The sequence below is a fragment of the Corallococcus sp. M7 genome, assembly GCF_054512695.1.
Map to the genome: position 1 here is coordinate 1,998,721 of NZ_CM137252.1, position 16,201 is coordinate 2,014,921.

The 16,201-nt window shown below is 70.6% G+C and carries 15 protein-coding genes; 2 read left to right on the plus strand and 13 right to left on the minus strand.

The genetic code is table 11. The features are described 5' to 3' along the window. Positions 1-12: 12 nt before the first annotated feature. Positions 13-684: a TetR/AcrR family transcriptional regulator gene (locus ACX114_RS08380; protein WP_459296438.1), complete on the minus strand. Its 672-nt coding sequence runs from the start codon at positions 682-684 to the stop codon at positions 13-15. Between the two features lie 70 nt (positions 685-754). On the opposite strand from ACX114_RS08380, the gene ACX114_RS08385 reads away from it, so the two are divergent. Further along, a complete protein-coding gene (locus ACX114_RS08385) occupies positions 755-1,639 on the plus strand; it encodes an SDR family NAD(P)-dependent oxidoreductase (RefSeq protein WP_459296440.1) in 885 nt (294 codons plus the stop codon). Between the two features lie 17 nt (positions 1,640-1,656). On the opposite strand, the gene ACX114_RS08390 is transcribed toward ACX114_RS08385, so the two are convergent. Further along, entirely contained in the window at positions 1,657-2,487 is an 831-nt protein-coding gene (locus tag ACX114_RS08390; protein ID WP_459296442.1) for an alpha/beta hydrolase, read from the minus strand. Between the two features lie 38 nt (positions 2,488-2,525). Further along, the gene (locus ACX114_RS08395; RefSeq protein WP_459296444.1) at positions 2,526-3,245 is read right to left on the minus strand and encodes a spermine/spermidine synthase domain-containing protein; all 720 of its coding nucleotides are present in this window, start codon (positions 3,243-3,245) and stop codon (positions 2,526-2,528) included. A gap of 91 nt (positions 3,246-3,336) precedes the next feature. Here ACX114_RS08395 and ACX114_RS08400 point away from each other — a divergent pair, with 91 nt between their 5' ends. Next, positions 3,337-4,074: a tetratricopeptide repeat protein gene (locus ACX114_RS08400; RefSeq protein ID WP_459296446.1), complete on the plus strand. Its 738-nt coding sequence runs from the start codon at positions 3,337-3,339 to the stop codon at positions 4,072-4,074. 39 nt (positions 4,075-4,113) lie between these two features. Here the strand turns inward: ACX114_RS08400 and ACX114_RS08405 are convergent, their stop codons facing one another. The 10 genes from ACX114_RS08405 to ACX114_RS08450 form a co-directional block, all read right to left on the minus strand. After that, positions 4,114-5,298: an MFS transporter gene (locus ACX114_RS08405; RefSeq protein ID WP_459296448.1), complete on the minus strand. Its 1,185-nt coding sequence runs from the start codon at positions 5,296-5,298 to the stop codon at positions 4,114-4,116. 44 nt (positions 5,299-5,342) lie between these two features. After that, positions 5,343-5,804 carry a carbonic anhydrase gene (locus ACX114_RS08410; RefSeq protein WP_459296450.1) on the minus strand — a complete coding sequence of 154 codons (462 nt, stop codon included), beginning with the start codon at positions 5,802-5,804 and terminating at the stop codon, positions 5,343-5,345. Positions 5,805-5,883: 79 nt separating this feature from the next. Then, positions 5,884-6,057, minus strand: coding sequence for a hypothetical protein (locus ACX114_RS08415; RefSeq protein WP_014394505.1), 174 nt, complete (start codon positions 6,055-6,057; stop codon positions 5,884-5,886). A 97-nt stretch (positions 6,058-6,154) separates the two neighbouring features. After that, positions 6,155-6,748, minus strand: a complete 594-nt coding sequence (locus tag ACX114_RS08420) for an RBBP9/YdeN family alpha/beta hydrolase (protein WP_459296452.1) — start codon at positions 6,746-6,748, stop codon at positions 6,155-6,157. 4 nt (positions 6,749-6,752) lie between these two features. After that, entirely contained in the window at positions 6,753-7,577 is an 825-nt protein-coding gene (locus ACX114_RS08425) for an aminotransferase class IV (RefSeq protein WP_459296454.1), read from the minus strand. 69 nt (positions 7,578-7,646) lie between these two features. Next, complete coding sequence (locus ACX114_RS08430) at positions 7,647-10,064, minus strand: PAS domain-containing sensor histidine kinase (protein WP_459296456.1); 2,418 nt, start codon at positions 10,062-10,064, stop codon at positions 7,647-7,649. 147 nt (positions 10,065-10,211) lie between these two features. After that, positions 10,212-10,502 carry a hypothetical protein gene (locus ACX114_RS08435; RefSeq protein ID WP_459296458.1) on the minus strand — a complete coding sequence of 97 codons (291 nt, stop codon included), beginning with the start codon at positions 10,500-10,502 and terminating at the stop codon, positions 10,212-10,214. A 125-nt stretch (positions 10,503-10,627) separates the two neighbouring features. Beyond that, positions 10,628-13,963 carry an ATP-binding protein gene (locus ACX114_RS08440; RefSeq protein ID WP_459296460.1) on the minus strand — a complete coding sequence of 1,112 codons (3,336 nt, stop codon included), beginning with the start codon at positions 13,961-13,963 and terminating at the stop codon, positions 10,628-10,630. Between the two features lie 21 nt (positions 13,964-13,984). Further along, positions 13,985-14,968 carry a hypothetical protein gene (locus tag ACX114_RS08445; RefSeq protein ID WP_459296462.1) on the minus strand — a complete coding sequence of 328 codons (984 nt, stop codon included), beginning with the start codon at positions 14,966-14,968 and terminating at the stop codon, positions 13,985-13,987. Position 14,969: 1 nt separating this feature from the next. After that, positions 14,970-16,166: a DUF559 domain-containing protein gene (locus ACX114_RS08450; RefSeq protein ID WP_459296464.1), complete on the minus strand. Its 1,197-nt coding sequence runs from the start codon at positions 16,164-16,166 to the stop codon at positions 14,970-14,972. Between the last annotated feature and the right edge of the window lie 35 nt (positions 16,167-16,201).

The following is a 16,201-nucleotide window of genomic DNA, read 5'->3' on the forward strand; positions in this document are numbered from 1 at the left end:
ACGTTGTGCCCGTCACATGCGGGCCACGCGCTCCCGCGTCGCGCGCCGGGGACGCGCCAGGGCCGGCTCCGGCCGCAGGTACCCGACCGCGAGCGCCGCGATTTCATCCACGAACGCGTCGTCCTCCACGTAGTCCGGCCGGTCCGTCAGCGCCGTGTGGCACAGCGCCTCCACGGTGTTCACCAGGATGAAGACCGCCATGTCCAGGTTCCGGGGGCGCAGGTCCTCGATGCGCGGCGCGAGGAACGCCCGCACCAGCCGGTGCAGCCGCTGCGAGTACGCATCCGACAGGCCCCACTGCTTCATCCGCGGCATCAGCTCGTGCAGCGCCTGCTGGAGGCGGGGGTTCTCCCGCTTCACCGCGAGCACCTGCCGGATGATGGCGCGCATCGCCACCGGGAGCGGCTGCCCGGCGAGCGGCACCAGCCCGGCCTCGAAGTCCGCCAGCGACCGCGCGCGGTGCTGCTCCATCAGCGCCGTCACCAGCCCCTCCTTGCTGGGAAAGTACTGGTAGAGCGAGCCCACGCTCACCCCTGCCTCCTGGGCGATGCGGTTGGTGCTCGCGGCCTCATAGCCATCCCTGAGCAGAACGCGAGCAGTCGCGGTGAGGATGGCATCCACCGTGGCCTGCGCACGCTCCTGGCGGGGCGCCCTGCGACGGGAGGGAAGGGGACGGCGGGGCATGAGGCCTCCTCAAGGAAATGTGAGCACCACGCGAGTTGAGAACGTGAGCGACCGCTCACATTCTAACCCCATGCAAACGACCTCGTCCCAGTCCCCTGTTCGTTCGTCCGTCGCTCCGGCCGCCCCTCGGGGCAAGGCCTTCCCCTACGCGGGCCACCGCGCGCTCGTGACGGGCGCGTCCTCCGGCCTGGGAGAGGTGTTCGCCCGAGAGCTGGCGGCGCGAGGCATGGACCTCATCCTGGTGGCCCGCTCCGAGGACCGGATGCGCGCGCTGGCGGCGGAGCTGAAGGAGGCCCACCACATCCAGGCGGAGGTCATCGCGTTGGACCTGGGCCGCGAGGGCGCGGGCCGCGAGCTGTACGCGCGCTGCCAGGAGAAGGGCCTGCGGGTGGACCTGCTGGTGAACAACGCGGGCTTCGGCACGCACGGGGCCTTCGACGCGGCGCCGTTCGCGCGGCAGCACGAGCAGGTGATGCTCAACGTCACGTCGCTGGTGGACACCAGCCACCTGTTCCTGCCGGACATGCTCGCGCGCGGCGTGGGCGGCATCCTCAACGTGGCCTCCACCGCGGGCTTCCAGCCGGTCCCGTACATGGCCATCTACGGAGCCACCAAGGCGTTCGTGCTGTCCTTCACGGAGGCGCTGTCGGAGGAGACGCGCGAGCGCGGCGTGCGGGTGACCGCCCTGTGCCCGGGGCCCGTGAAGACGGCGTTCTTCGACGTGGTGGGCACCCAGCAGGCGGCCGTCGGCCCCATGGCGACGGCGGAGGAGGTGGTGCTGCGGGGCCTCAAGGCGCTGGACCAGGGCCGGGCTTCGGTGGTGCCGGGGTGGCGCAACTGGCTGCAGTCCAACGTGACGCGCTTCACGCCGCGCTGGCTGGGCCTGCGCGTGACGGCCGGGATGATGCGGCCTCCGGAGGTGGTGGGGACCGGCACCGCGCGGCTCGCGCCGTAGCGGCGGGCTCTACCTGCTCAGGGGACGGCCTTCGTGGTGGAGGTGGGCGCGAAGGCCTCTCGCAGCACCTTGGCCTCCATCGAACGGTAGATGTTGGCGTGGCGCAGGTCGGGCCGGGGCTCGTACCTCCACTTCAGGCCCGTGGGCGCGTTCGCGCGGAATGTCTCGGCCAGGCGTCCGGCCTCGGACGCGACGTCGTCACCGGCGGAGGCCATGTAGAGCGTGGCCTTCAGGTCCGGCTTCGCCTTGAGTGTGTCGCCGGCCTTGCGCACCCACTCCTCGTTGTTCCACCAGAGGCTGGGGCTCAGCGCGATGGAGGTGCCGAACATCCCGGGCTGGAGGAAGAGCGTCTCCATGATGAACAGCCCCGCGAGCGACTCGCCGATGATGGCCGTCTCGTCGGTGACGCGGTACTTGCGGCGGACGTGGGGCATCAACTCGTCGCGCAGGAAGGCGCGGAACGCCGCGGAGCCTCCGACGCGCGGGGCGATCTTCTTGTCCTCCTCGACCTGCGTGGGCCCGGTCATGTCCCGGCGCCGTTCGGTGTTCTCGATGCCGACCAGGATGACGGGCCGCATCTCCCCGGCGCGGATGGCGGTGTCCACCGTGGTGGCGACGTGCGGGAAGTCCTCCTGCTCGCCGCCGTCGGGCATGTAGAGGACGGGGTAGCGCACGCCCTTCGCCGCGTCGTAGCCGGGCGGCGTGTAGACGTTGATGCGCCGCGTTTCCTTCAGCTTCTTCGACGGCAGCGTGAACGTCGTGTGCGGAGGCATCGGCTCCGTTTCAGCGGCATGACCCACGCCGCTGACGAGGATGACGGCAAGCAGGAACAGTTGGACGCACCGCATGGGCTGCCACCTCCGGAGGGGAAGAATGCTCGTGTGCCTCAGCGCTTTCGAGACGGCGGCCGGGACGACGATGATGGCGACTTCGCCTTGGGCACGCGCCGGGCGACGAAGAGGGTGTGCTTCGGTCCCTTGGTGCCGTGCGCCGAGGGGTGGAGGAGGTTGACGGAGAAGCCCACCTCTTCCAGCAGCTTCACGTACGCGACGGAGGGCCCCGCGCTCCACACCACCAGCGTTCCGTTGGAGCGCAGGGAGTTGTAGGCATGCGACACGCCGGTGAGGTCGTAGAGGCTGTCGTTGTCCGGGTGGGTCATGGCCTTCGGGCCGTTGTCCACGTCGAGCAGGATGGCGTCGAAGGCGCCCTGCTGCCTGCGCATCACCTTGCCCACGTCACCCTCCACCACGGTGACGCGCGGGTCCTCCAGCGGCGCCTTCGCCAGCGGCGCGAGCACGCCCCGGTTCCACTCCACGACCGGGGACATCAGCTCCGCGACGACGACGCGGGCGCCCGGCCCCAGGCGGTCGAGCACCGCGCGGACGGTGAAGCCGAAGCCCAGCCCGCCCACGAGCACCCGGGCGGGCGCGTCCGCCGTGAGGTTCGCGCAGCCGGCCTCGGCCATGGCCATCTCCGAGCCATGCTGGCGGCTGGACATCAACGTCTGGCCTCGCACGCGCAGCACGTACTCTTCGTCCCGCCTGGCGAGCACGACCTCGCCCACGTCCGCTACCTGCGCTCGCTCCACTGTTTCCCAGGGCTTCATGCCAGCGCTCTTCGCGCGACCGGGCTTCCGGGTCAAGTCGCTGCCTTGACACCCCGGGATGTGCCTGCGAAATCCCGGACGACCGCCCCCCATGGAACGCAACGGACGACAGGCGTGGCCCCCGGAGCTCTCCGAGCCCCTACGCGAGGTAGACCGCCTGCGCCGGGGAGGCCGCTACACGTCGGCGCTCGCGCTGGCCCGGACGCTGGCGGAGGCGCATCCGACGCAGGTGCGGGTGCTGGTGGAGGTGGGGCTGACGCTGGGCGTATGGGGCGGCCAGCCAGCGGAGGCGCTCCCCTGGTACGACCGCGTGCTGGAGCTTGCGCCGGGCCACGTGGCCACGCGCTACCACCGGGCGCTCACGCTCGCCCGGCTGGGCAGGCACGCGGAGGCGGTGGAGGAGTTCGCGCAGGTGGAGGCGGCGGGGTTCCGCAAGGCGCTGGTGCTGCACATGAAGCGCGCGGAGTCGCTGGAAGCGCTGGGCCGGCTGACGGAGGCGGAGGCGGACTGGACGGCGGCCCTGGCGGAGGACCGGGGCAATCCGTGGCTGCTCCAGCAGCGGGCCCGGTGCAGAGCCCGCGCGGGCCGGAAGGACGCCGCGGAGCAGGACCTCACGGAAGCACTCACGTCCCAGCAGGGCGACGCGGTGGACCCCGAGCTGCTTCACGAGCGGGGTGTGCTCCGGCTCCAGCGCGGTGATGTCGCGGGTGCTCGCGCGGACTTCGACGCGGGGCTCCAGGCCTTCCGCGTGGGAGACCCTCCGTCACTGCTGGACGCGCTCCGGAGCGGGCTACAAGACGTGGTGGCCCGTGAGGACAGGGCGCGCTGAGCGCTGCTGTCCTCGCGACTGCCGCGCCGTCTTGCATGGCTACGCGTGCTCGGCTCGTGCCGGGGCGGGACTGGGAGCGCTTCGGTTCGCGACCGCGAAGAGCGCGGCACCGACCAGCGTGAGCGCGACGGCGGCCCAGGCCGGCGCGAGGTAGCCATACCCGGCCGCGATGACCAGGCCGCCCAGCCACGCTCCCGCCGCGTTGGCGATGTTCAGGGCGGAGTGCGACATCGACGCGGCCAGGGAGGGCGCGCCGGGCGAGGCCTCCATCAGCCGCACCTGCACCGCGGGCGCGAGGAACTGCGCCGCGATGCCGATGAGGAACACCAGCGGGACCGCCGCCCAGGGCGATTGGGCCGTGAGCGCGAACAGGCCCATCACGACCGTCGTCGCGCCGAACCCCACCCACATCGCGAGCGACACCGAGTGGTCCGTGAGGCGGCCTCCCAGGAATGCCCCCACCGTCATGCCCACGCCGAAGAGGGCGAGCACCCACGGCAGCCCCGACTCGGGCAGGCCCGACACCATCGTCAGCGTCGGCGCGATGTAGCTGTAGACCGCGAACAACCCCCCGAAGCCCACCGCGCCCACCAGCGACGTCCACCACACCTGCGGCTGCTTCAGCGCGGACAGCTCCTGACGGATGCTGCTTCCTCCCAGTGACGCCACGTGCGGCACCCACAGCCAGAGGGCCGCGAGCGTCACCAGCCCGATGGCACCGACCAGCAGGAACGTGCTCCTCCAGCCCAACTGCTGCCCCAGGAACGTCGCCAACGGCACGCCGACGATGTTGGCGACCGTGAGCCCGGCCATGATCAGCGCCACCGCCCGGCCCTTGCGCCCGGCTCCCAGCAGCTCCGCTCCCACGACGGAGGCCACCCCGAAGTAGGCCCCGTGTGGCAGGCCCGCCATGAACCGGGCCACGATGAGCGTGTCGAGCGTGGGCGCCAGCGCCGACGCCGTGTTGCCCAGGGTGAACGCCACCATCAACAAGAGCAGCAGCGCCCGGCGCGACATCCGCGCGGTCACGATGGCGACCAGCGGCGCTCCCACGACCACGCCCAGCGCATAGGCGGCGATGACATGCCCGCTCAGCGGAATCGTCGTCTCCAGCCCGCTCGCGATCTGCGGGAGGATGCCCATGGTGGCGAACTCGGTCGTCCCGATGCCAAAGCCACCCAGGGACAACGCCAGCAGCGCCCTGCCTACGTCATGTGTCTTCACGCGCGTCCCCGTATCAGGTCGGCGGACGCCTGTCGCTTCGGGCCTCAGCCCTCGCGGGGGATGGGCTCGAACTCGATCGTCTTGCCGTGGGGGCGCACGTAATAGAGGTGGATGCGCAGGTGTGGGTACGCCGTCTGCAGCTCCTTCGCGCCGAAGTGCAGGTCCTTCAGTTGCTGCTCCACGGCGATGTCCGGCCCCAGCGCGCCGTGCTTCGCGTGGTAGTAGCCGCACCCCGCGTGCGCCAGCATCAGCACGTCCTCGATGTGGTGGCCTTCGATGAGGAAGCGGGCGGCCTTCGTGAAGCCCTCGCTCTCCAGGTAGTCGGACGCCCAGCGGTTGAGGAGCGCGGGGCCGCCAGGGATGGTGAGCGTGTCGATGCGTGGGTGGCCCAGGTGGCGGGCCAGGTCCTCCACGGCCTCGGTGAAGCGCCCGTCCGAGCAGTACACGGCCAGGGTCTTCGGGTGGACGGACTCGAAGGGGACGCGGGAGACGTAGGGAGCGCTCATGCGCCCCAGGTTAACGGCTTCCGGCTCCCACGAAAGCGGCTTCGGGCCGTTCCGTGGGAACCGGTGAGGTCCCCGCGCGTCAGTTGTGCTCCGGGAACGCCGCGGGCTGCCCCGTGCCGCCGTTGCCCTCGGGCTTCGGGCCCGCGTGCCGGTCCGCCTCGGACTCGCGCCCACCGCCCTTGTGCCGCAGGTTCTCGTCCTCGCTCATGCCCTGGCGCTGGACCTGCTTCTCGTCTGGCTTCTTCGTCTCCATGTCGAGCCCCCTGTCGTTGAAGGAAGTCCTTCCAAGTGGCTCAAAGATGGGGGTGCTCGCGAAAATTGCCATGTCCGGTGCCTGCCCGGCCGGCTGCTCAGCGTGAGGCGCCGAAGCACTCCTGGAGCGTGGCCAGCACGGCGGGCTCCTGGGGATTGTTGAAGTGGCGTCCGCCGGGGACGAGCCGCACCTCGGCGCCCAGGCGCTCCTCGAAGAGGCGCGTGTTGCGGCGGAAGTCGGACGTGAAGGGGTCCGAGTCCGACAGCACCACCACGCAGCGGCGGAGCGCGGCGCGGATCCGCTCGAAGTCCATGGGCGTGTCCAGCCAGGGCCGCAGCGTGTCCCAGGGAGTGTCGACCTCGAACCAGCCCGCGACGAACACGGCGCCCTCCACGGTGTGTCCCGGAGGCAGCGCGGACAGGTAGCGCATCACGGCCTGACAGCCGACGCTGTGGCCCAGGAGCACGGTGGAGGGCGCGGGCACCGGGCCCACCTCCGCGCCAAGCGTGGACACCCAGCCGTCGATGGTGGGCGCTCCCGGCGTGGGCATGGCCAGCGTGCGGACGTCGTCGAAGAGGGGCGGCGGCGTGCGCAGCTTCGCGGTGAGCCAGGGATAGAAGTCCGTGTCGGGGCTTCCGGCCCAGCGGGGGACCATGACGAGCGAGCGGTTCATGGCCGCCGAGTGTGCCACGGGCTCAGCCCTCGCGAATGGCCCGGGCCTCCAGCGCGGCGCGGGCCCGCTCCGCGAGCCGCAGGCTGTCGGGAAGCTCCCGGCCCAGCAGCCTGGGGACGCCCACGGCCAGCGCCACCGCGTTGCTGTAGAAGCACGCCTGCGCGCGGGCCAGGTCCGCGAGCGGCAGCACGCGCTCCACCACCGGCAGGCCATCCACGGACGCCATGGCCAGCAGCACCGCTCGCGCGATGCCCGGCAGGCACGGCGCGGACAGCGGCGGGGTGACGAGCGCGCCGTCCAGTTGCACGAAGAGGTTGGCGGTGGGCAGCTCGCAGACCTCCTCCGCCTCGTTGGTGAGCAAGGGCATCCACGGCATCAGCGCGTGCTGGCGGAAGTACGCCAGGCCCTTGTGGTTCACCGTGCGCTCCGCGCGCCGGTACGCCCCGGCCTCCACGCCCTCCAGTTCGCGGCCCTGCCGGTGAAGGGCTTCGAGCTCCGTGAGGAGGGGACGGAAGGTGCACAGCACGTGTCCGTCACTGACCGCGAGCTTGCCCACGCCGGTGAAGCGGGGACCCATCGCCGCATCCGCGGTGAGACAGCGGCGCAGGGCTTCCCTCACGGCGTCCTCGCGAAGCAGCGAGGGAACCGGAGCGCGCACGGCGGTGGGGAACGCGTCCAGGCTTCCGCGCAGGCGGGACAGGTGCCGCGCGAGGAACCGGGGCTGCCCGGCGTCGATGCGGAACGTGGTGAAGAAGCCCGCGCCGAAGAAGAAGCCCTGGGAGAAGTCGTGCAGGCGCAGGTCCTCCCAGCGCTGGACGACGCCATCGACGGAGACGGTGGAGAACATGATCAGGCCTGGCGGGAAGCGGACGGCACGGGCCCATTCTAGACCCGCGCCAGCGCTCCGCGAGTGACGTCACGGGCTGGCTGCGTCGCCCTGGGTCTGGCCCGCGGAGGCCGCCGGGATGCCGGGCAGCGTGAAGAAGAACGCGGCGCCGTGGCCTGGCTTGCTCTCCACCCAGACGCGGCCACCGTGGGCCTCCACCAGCCCCTTGACGATGGCGAGCCCCAGGCCGGCGCCCGCCTTGCGCGTGTGGATGGCCTGCCAGAAGCGGTCGAATACGTGGGGCAGCGACTGCGCGTCGATGCCCGGCCCCGAGTCCACCACGCGGAAGCACACCTGGTCCCCCCAGCGCTCGGCCTTGAGCAGGATGTGGCCTCCGGCCGGGGTGAAGCGGATGGCGTTGCCCACCAGGTTCTGGAAGACGCGCATCAGGCGCGCCCGGTCCGCGCGCACCCGCGGGAGGTCCGGCTCGGCCTCCACTTCGAGCCGCAGCGCCTTGTCCGCCGCCAACAGCTCGTTCAAGGCCTGCACCTGGTGCAGCAGCCGGGGCACGTCCAGCGGCTCCACGTCCAGCATCGTGCGCCCCGACTCCACGCGCGCCACCTCCAGCAGGTCGTCGATGAGCCCCTCCATGTTGCCCACCACCAGGCGCACCTTGCGCAGGGCCTCCGCGGCGTTCGCCTCCTCGTGCGTCCGGACCAGGCTGCGCTCCGCGGCGCGGGACAAAAGGGAGATGGTGTTCAGCGGCGCGCGCAGGTCATGGGAGACGATGCCCAGCGTCTCGTCGCGCGCGGCGACGGCCTGCTTCGCGGTGCGGTACAGCCGCGCGTTCTCCAACGCCAGCGCGGTCCGCCGCGCCAATTCCTCCACGAGGGGGAGGCTCTCCTTGCCGTAGCGCAGGCCCGGGTGCGCGGACACCAGCAGCAGCACTCCCAGGGAGTGGTCCTGGAGGATGAGCGGCACGGCCACCGCGGACTCCACTCCGGGACTGTCCGCGGCGGGCCCCGGCTGGAGCACCCCCGCCTGCGCGCGCAGCGTCCGCGCCACGGTCCGCCCCAACGGGGTCTCGGACCCTGGGGCGCATGCCGCTCGCAGCGCGTCCGCCAGCCCGGGCGTCACGGCGGCGACCTCGGTGGAGGACCCCTCATCAAGACAGCCGCCCCGCGTGGCGATGGCGCAGCCGTCCGCGAGCGTGGGCACCGCGAGCGTCACCACGGTGCGGACCACCTCACCGCAGTCCAGCGTGCGCGTGCTGGCGGCGCCCATGTCGGAGAGGAAGCGGCCCCACAATTCAACGCGCCGCTTCTCGGTGATGTCGCGGAAGTAGACGGAGAGCCCCTCCGGGGACGGGTACGCCACGACGCGCAGCCAGCGGTTGTCCATGATGGAGGGTTGCTCCTCCTCCACGGGGAGCTGCGCCTCCGCCGCCCGGCGCACCAGGGTCGCCATGGCCGAACCGTGGTCGCCGGAGAAGACCTCCTCCAGCCGCCGGCCCAGCAGCACCTCGCGCTTGAGGCCGAAGTGCGTCTCCGCGGTCCGGTTCACATAGGTGAAGCGGCCGTCCCGGTCGAACGCGGCGAAGCCGTCGGTGATGCGCTCGAGCACCGCGTTCAGCCGCTCGCGCGCGGCCTCCGCCTCCTCGCGGGCAGCCTCTTCCCGGATCAGTCGGGTGTGCGCCTCGTCGGCTTCGTGGCGGGCGGTGATGTCCTCGTGGGCCATCACCACGCGCAGCGGGCCCGACCCGATGAAGCGCGTGGCGCGCAGCAGGAACCAGCGCTGCCTGCCTCCCGAGGGCTCGTGGCACGGGTACTCCAGGAGGAACGACTCGCTGCGGTCGGAGAGGATGTCGCGGATGCCTTTCGCCACGGCTGCGGCCTCTTCGGCGTTCTCTCCCTGCGAGGCTTCCGTCACCTCCAGGTAGTTCGCGCCCACGCCACAGCGCGCGTCGTCGTCCGCGCAGCCGTTGTCGCTCGCGAAGCGCTTCCATGCGGCGTTGACGGCGAGGATGGTGCCCTGGCCATCCAGGATGGCGATGTGCGTGGACAGCGAGTCGAGCGTGGAGCGCAGGAACTTCTCCGACTCATGCAGCGCGTATTCAGCGCGCTTGCGGGGGCTCACATCCCGGAAGCAGACGGTGAGGCCTTCCGAGGAGGGGTACGCCCGCACGTCCAGCCAGGCATCGAGGGGCTCGTAGTAGGCCTCGAACGCGACATGGACCTGCTCCCGGAGCGCCCGCTGGTACTCCTGCTCGAACATGGAGCCGCGCGCTTCGGGGAACTCGTTCCACACATTGCGCCCGAGGAGCTCCTGGCGCGGGCGGCGCAGCAGCCACTCGCTGCTCGTGTTGAGGTAGGTGAAGCGCCAGGAGCGGTCGAGCGCGAAGACCGCGTCCGAGATGCGCTCCAGGGCATCGAGGGCCTGGATGGACGAGCAAGGCTCGGGCGCGGGACGCCCGGGCGATGTCCGTTCCTGGCCCTGTCGCACGGCCATTCCTTCGCTCTCCTCATGAAAGACACCAGGAGGAAGTATGGGAGTCGCGGCCGCGCGAAGCCGCGCGAGGCTGGCTCCCCGCTCGTGGGCCGGTTCCACCCGCGGGAGGGGAGCGCCCCCCTGCCCGCGGGCTCCGGTGTCGGAGGGCTACCGGGCCGCCGGCGCGAGCCCGGGGCATTCCTCACTGAATCCCGTGAGCGCGTACGGGGAAAACTGGCCCGTTCGCAAGGGAGTCCTGCCGCAGAAGCACCGATCCGAGCCGACCTCCGTCGTGTACGTGGCGTCGCTGTAATAGATCGTCAAGGAGTCGGTCGTGCAGCGGTAGAGCGCGTCCACGCGCCGCTCCGGCTCGGAGGCCGCGCGCTGCTCGGCTTCGTCCATTCCACAGCCAAACTGAAGTCCGACGACGGCAAGGCCCAGCATCAATGAACGGCGCATGGTGACTCCAAGGAGAGAGGGGCGCTGCCCGGGCATGATGTCATGGAGGCGCGAGCGAAGGTCCGTGGCAGGGCGCAAAGGCTCTCAAATGCCCGGGGTGTGTTGGATGTGTGACCCGATTGGACTCACACCGTGTCGTCGCTGTCTGGCGGGCGCGTGCGGTGCGCGAGCTGGAGGATTTCGTCTTCGGAGAGCTGGTCTGCCTTGACGATGTTCCGGTCCGCCTTGAGCTGTTCCACCTGTCCATCCCGCAGGACGTGGAACTGGCCTGTCTTCTGCGCGGGGAGACGTGTGGCGGGATCCACGCGCGCATCCGAGAACATGGGCCGGAGCTTGCCGAGCGCGCGGTCCTCCCTCACGCGGCCAATGAACCAGCTGCGCACGTTCTCCCGGCACTTGTAGTCCAGGTCGCCCGGGCTCTGGGTCGCGAGCATCACCCCGATGCCCGCCGAACGTGCGCGCTTGAGCAGGTTCTCCATGGGCTGCTTGGTCGCGGGGATGCCCACGGCCGGCAGGTACATGTCCGCCTCGTCGAACATGAGGATGGCCTGGAGCTTGGAGGACGGATGCTGGCTGGCCCAGCGATTGGCCTCCACGAGCAGCTGGGACACCCAGAAGAGCGCGCCCTGCGTTCCCCCGAGGAACTTGGTGCTGATGATGGAGAGCCGCGTCTTGCCCGGCACCTTCGCGCTCCCCAGCCCGAGCAGCTCCTCCATGTTCAGCTTCTCGCCCTGGGAGGCCAGGAGGCTTCGCGCGTTGAGCCGCAGCGTCGCCAGGTCCTGGGCGAGCTTCGGGAACACCTTGAGGTCGATGCCGCTGGTCTCCTGGACCAGGGTGACGTCCTCGGACGCGATGAACTTCTGGACCAGATCCAGGGTCAGCTCCTGTCCGATGGGGCGCTCCACCAGCAGCCGCAAGGCCTGGGCGAGCAGCGCCTTCGCGGCCTTGTCCTTCGCGCTGTTGCGGTACTCGAGCATGCTCGAGATGGCGTCCGCGGCCTGCTGCACGCTCTGCTCGCGCTCCTCCGGCGGCAGTGACTCCAGCCCACGGGGGACCACGGGAATCGCGAGCGCGCGCCCGTCCGTGCGGCCCGGGGTGTAGAGGGCTACGTCCACGCGCTCCTTCAGCAGGCGCCGGCGCTCCTCCATCGCGGGGTCGTTCAGCTCCTCCTCCCACGCCTCGTCGCGCGCGAACGCGGCGAGGTCGCCCTTGCGGTCCACCAGCAACGCGGGAATGCCTTGCAGGAGCAACTGCTCGATGAGGTTCAAGGCGAGCGTCGTCTTGCCGCTGCCGGAGCCGCCGAGGAACGCGCTGTGCTTCGTCAGTTCCTCCGTCTGCACGAAGACGGGACGGGTGAAGACCCCCTCGGAATCACCGAGCCGCAGCGCGCCCGGCTTCGTGTCACTCGCGGCCTTCGCGGCCGTTTTGATCTGCGGCACTTCCTTGGGCGTCTGGGTTCTGCCCGAGGTCTTGCTCACCAGCGGCTCGCTGATGGACTGGATGCGCCGTCCTTCAAGCTCGACTTCTTCCTGGGACTCGCGTGTGCCGGACGAACCCCGCTCGGCGGGAGCGTCCGAGCGTCGTGCACTCGCTGGCTGCGCGGTGCGGCGCTCCCCCTGGGCTGGTTGCTGGAGCGCCGGTGGGGTTTCACGCGCAGGCGGGGGAGGGGGCGGGAGCTTCTCGAGCGCGAGCACGTCCGAAATCACCTTCAACCGGGTAAGGGGCCTCGCCGACCGGCTCCACTCGCGGAACGCGGACTCCGGATGTTCCTTCCGGAAGGACTGAAGGGCCACCACTTCGCGCAGGTCGCTGTTGCTCACCACCGCGCGCCTGCCGCCCCTCTTCAGGAGCGCGCCGACCTGCTCCGCGACGAGCCCATTGGGATTGCCGGGGAACTCCGCGGTGCGGAGGATGACCGGCAGCTTGCGAGCGGCGGACCGGAGCGCTTCGGCCATCTGCCGGCCGAGACCTCCACCCCGGGGAGAGCGATTGCAGAGGGCCACGAACAGCCCCTGGGCACTGGTGGGGAGGCTGACGTCGAGGGACGCCTCCGTGCGCGACCTGACCTTGTATTGCTCCGCCGCCCCCAGCTCGTCTCCCCCCGCTTCAATGGCCCAGGCCAGCAGGGAGACGATCTCGGCATCCTCCTCCGGGACGATGCCATTGAACTTCGCCCGGAAGTCGGTCCACTTCTGGTCCATGGTGGTGTGCTGGACCTGCTTGATCTCCTCGCCGGCCTTCTTCTTCTCCTCTCCGGGAAGAGGGAGCTGCCGAGGCAGCTTTCCGTCCTGGCAGGCCTGCTCCTGGAAGCGGCGGCAGGCATTGAGCGCGTCGCGGACGCGCAGGCCGCTGAACCGCTCGAGCTCGGCGCGGGGAATCGGGTACGTCGGATCCTCGGGGTCCACTTCGAGCCCGTGATGGCTGAAGAGCACGCGCATCCGCTGGGCGACCATGTCCTGCGCGGTCTGCTCCGTGAGCAGATGGTCCAGGGTGACCGGCGGGGGGTCTTGCTCGATGCGGTCCAGCATTGCCTGCGTGAGCTGCTTGCGCATCTCCGTCCAGAAGTCGGACAGGCAGCAGACGACGATGACCGCCGTGGGAACGTTGCCCGCGAACGCGACCAAGCTGTTGATGGCGCGCCGGAACGACGGCTCCATGCCGGGGTTCTTCTCGAAGTCGCTGATGTCCTCGACCTGATCCACGCAGAGGACCAGCGCCTGCTCCATCGCGCCCATGAGCCTGCCCAGATGGGTGAGCATGCGCATGGGGTCGCTGTCCGCCGTGCGGGGCACGATGTCGCCGAGCACCTGCCGGTCCGCGGGCACCATGTCCTCGCAGCGCAGCCACTGCAGGACGCGGTGGTGGTACTTGGCCTCCCGGCGTTGCAGGTAGATGAGGGCGCGCAGGAGTTGGACGTCGACGTGGCGGAAGAGCGGGTTCCCGTGAAGCTCGTCCGCCAGCGTGCGGATCATGTCGTGAAGCTCGTACTCCTCCAGGATGCCCTCGTCGTGGATGAGCGGCTCGAAGGCGCTCTTGCAGTACTTCATGAGTGCGCTGGACAGCCGGGTCAGCCCCGTGTCGTCCTCGTCCACGGTCACGTCGTAGGTGCGGTCCAGCGTGTCGATGAGGTTCGACAGGATGTAGCGGTCGTAGCTGGAGGCATCCACCGTCATCGGCAGGTAGCCGACGTAGCCCAGCTTCCGGGAGTGCACGCTGTGACGGAAGGCGCGGACCAGGTGCGTCTTTCCGCTGCCGGACTCACCCTTGAGCAGGAACAGCTTGCCGGAGTCGGGGCTGCGCGTGGCGCGCTTCACCAGCAGTTCGAAGGTCCGGCGGGCGGGAACGTTGATGGTCGCGACGTCGAAGGGGTCTGGCTTCCAGAATGACTGGGCCTGCTGGACGCTGGCGAAGACCTCGGGGCCATCCGCCAGGAATGCTTCGAGACGTTCGTCGGTGGGCATGGAGGCTCTCTCGGAAGCGGACTAGACGACGACGAAGTGGAAGGTGGCGCCGTAGAAGCGGACCTCGGACTCCGCCACGTCGGCGGGGTTCATCACCGACACGAGGTCCGCGCGGGTCAGTGTCAGGTGGCGCTTGCGGTTGGCTTCGAGCAGCGCGGAGTCGAAGGACTCCCGGTTGGCCCATCCGGGCTGCATCGCCTTCCACACGTGCGAGATGAAGACCTTGTCGTCACCGAAGCGTCCGGTGGGAAGGGCCCTCGCGACGCGCAGCACGTTCTTCGCGAAGGAAGCGGGGTCCGACGGCTCCGCGGGCTTCTTCGCGGACTCCGGCGCCTGCTCCGTCAGCACCCATTGGCGCAGGGTGGCCAGCCGCAGGGCCTCCGCGTCCACACGGGAAGCTCCCACCGCGCGCGCCGTCAGTTGCTCCAGGCCGCGCTTCGGGTCGCTGACCTCCTGCTCCAGCAGCTTGCCCAGCAGGTGGACCTGGACGGCGCGCAGGGTGAACCTCTCGTGCGTCTCCACGCCCAGCTTCCGCCACAGCAGCCGGTCCCGCACCTGGGCCAGCGTCGGGAGGTCGGGCCCATCGACCTGATGCGCACGCTTGAGCAGCAGGGCGCGCATGCCATCCGCGTTCGAGACCCGGCCCAGGGCCGCCTTGGAGGTTGGCAGGCCCAGGTCCTTCGCGAGCAGGTACTGCTGCCGCACCCGCTTCCAGGTGAGCCCCTTGGGAGACTCCACCCGCAGGAACTTCAAGGCCTGCTGGCGGCCACTCGCGGTCAGCGCCAGCGAGGCGCTGGAGCGCTTCTGCACGAGCCCCGCGTCCAGGAGCCGCTCCACCAGCGAATCGAGCCGCCCGGTCCACTCGCCCCGGCTCCAGCGGTGCTCCACGAAGGCATGCAGCGTCGTCGCCAGCGCGTTGCGTGTGCCCGGCTTCTTGTCCGCGCGGGTCGCCAGCCATGCGAGGGCCAGGCCCTGGAGCCGTGTGTCGGGGGTATCGGTGGTCATGTCAGCGCTCCCGCCCTGCAAGCTCGCGCCTGCGGGCATCAATCAGGGTGTCGAGGGTCTGGAGGATTTCTTCGAGTCGGGGCAGCAGGTCTTCCCAGTGGATGCGGTAGACCCAGTAGCCAGCGCGCTGCAGGTCCAGGTCCTTGCGCCGGTCGCGCCGGAACCGTTCCCGGTCGCCAAAGTGGTGGTACCCGTCGAGCTCCACCGCGAGCTTCAATTCGCGGCTGAGGAAGTCCACCACCCACGGACGCGGACCTCCGGTGTCGACCGGTGCATTGAGCTTGAAGACGCCTGCCGTGGCGGGGTGGTCCGCGAGCCTGTCGCGGAGATAGGTCTCGTAGGTGCTTCGGGCCTTCTCCTCGGACAGGCTCCTCGCGCTGGTATGCGCCGCCAGCGCCACCTCGGCGGCCTGGGCCCGCCGCGCCTCGGAGGCCCCCTCCCGCTCCAACTCCGCGAGCGTCGCCACCGCCCCCGCCGCCCCGGACGCCGGCTCCGGCACCTCCACCACGCCCTCGCGCACCAGCGCCTTCAGCCGCGTCTCCCCGCCCGCCAGGAACGCTCCCAACGCCTCGCTGGACACCACGCACGCCACCGCGAGCGCTGGCACCGCGTTGCTCAACGCCGCCGCCACCTGGAGCCCCCGGTACGATGGCGCCTCCCCCACCGCCATTCGCACCACCGGGGCCTGTCCGGGCGGCACCAGCGCGTGCAACGCACGCAGCCCCGCGCCCGGGCTCTTCGCGAACGCCGTGCGCACGGCCTCCGGGAGCGTTCCTGGCACCACCGCCTCACGGCCCATCACCAGCTCACGGCACAGCGCCCACGTGGCGTCCGCCAGCATCGCGGGCGGCGGCAGCGCATCCAGCAACACGCGCCGCTCATGGGCTGTCTTTCCCCGGAACACCGGCGTGTGTCTGGGATTCGCCGCCGTCAGGCTGAACGTCGCCAGCGCCTCCGCGTCCGCCCCCAGGTCCCGGGTCGCCGCCAGCGCCCGGGCCCAGCCCAGCGCCGCCTCGTGCGCGTCCTCCCCGGACACCTCCACCACCGTCAGCCCGTGCCTCGCGGCCCACTGGCTCCAGAGGGCCTCTCCCAGGGCCTCCGGTCCCTCCAACACGCTCAGCGTCGCGATGCCTTCCGCCCGGCGCCGGCCGTGACGGTCCAACGCATCCAGCAGCGCGACTTCCCCCGCCAATGGCAAGCACTACCCCCCGGGAGTGATGGCTTCACCGCCCC

Coding starts and splice junctions, on each gene's coding strand:
- ACX114_RS08380 (WP_459296438.1), bottom strand. CDS start 684: ATGCCCCGCCGTCCCCTTCCCTCCCGTCGCAGGGCGCCCCGCCAGGAG.
- ACX114_RS08385 (WP_459296440.1), top strand. CDS start 755: ATGCAAACGACCTCGTCCCAGTCCCCTGTTCGTTCGTCCGTCGCTCCG.
- ACX114_RS08390 (WP_459296442.1), bottom strand. CDS start 2,487: ATGCGGTGCGTCCAACTGTTCCTGCTTGCCGTCATCCTCGTCAGCGGC.
- ACX114_RS08395 (WP_459296444.1), bottom strand. CDS start 3,245: ATGAAGCCCTGGGAAACAGTGGAGCGAGCGCAGGTAGCGGACGTGGGC.
- ACX114_RS08400 (WP_459296446.1), top strand. CDS start 3,337: ATGGAACGCAACGGACGACAGGCGTGGCCCCCGGAGCTCTCCGAGCCC.
- ACX114_RS08410 (WP_459296450.1), bottom strand. CDS start 5,804: ATGAGCGCTCCCTACGTCTCCCGCGTCCCCTTCGAGTCCGTCCACCCG.
- ACX114_RS08415 (WP_014394505.1), bottom strand. CDS start 6,057: ATGGAGACGAAGAAGCCAGACGAGAAGCAGGTCCAGCGCCAGGGCATG.
- ACX114_RS08425 (WP_459296454.1), bottom strand. CDS start 7,577: ATGTTCTCCACCGTCTCCGTCGATGGCGTCGTCCAGCGCTGGGAGGAC.
- ACX114_RS08430 (WP_459296456.1), bottom strand. CDS start 10,064: ATGGCCGTGCGACAGGGCCAGGAACGGACATCGCCCGGGCGTCCCGCG.
- ACX114_RS08435 (WP_459296458.1), bottom strand. CDS start 10,502: ATGCGCCGTTCATTGATGCTGGGCCTTGCCGTCGTCGGACTTCAGTTT.
- ACX114_RS08440 (WP_459296460.1), bottom strand. CDS start 13,963: ATGCCCACCGACGAACGTCTCGAAGCATTCCTGGCGGATGGCCCCGAG.
- ACX114_RS08445 (WP_459296462.1), bottom strand. CDS start 14,968: ATGACCACCGATACCCCCGACACACGGCTCCAGGGCCTGGCCCTCGCA.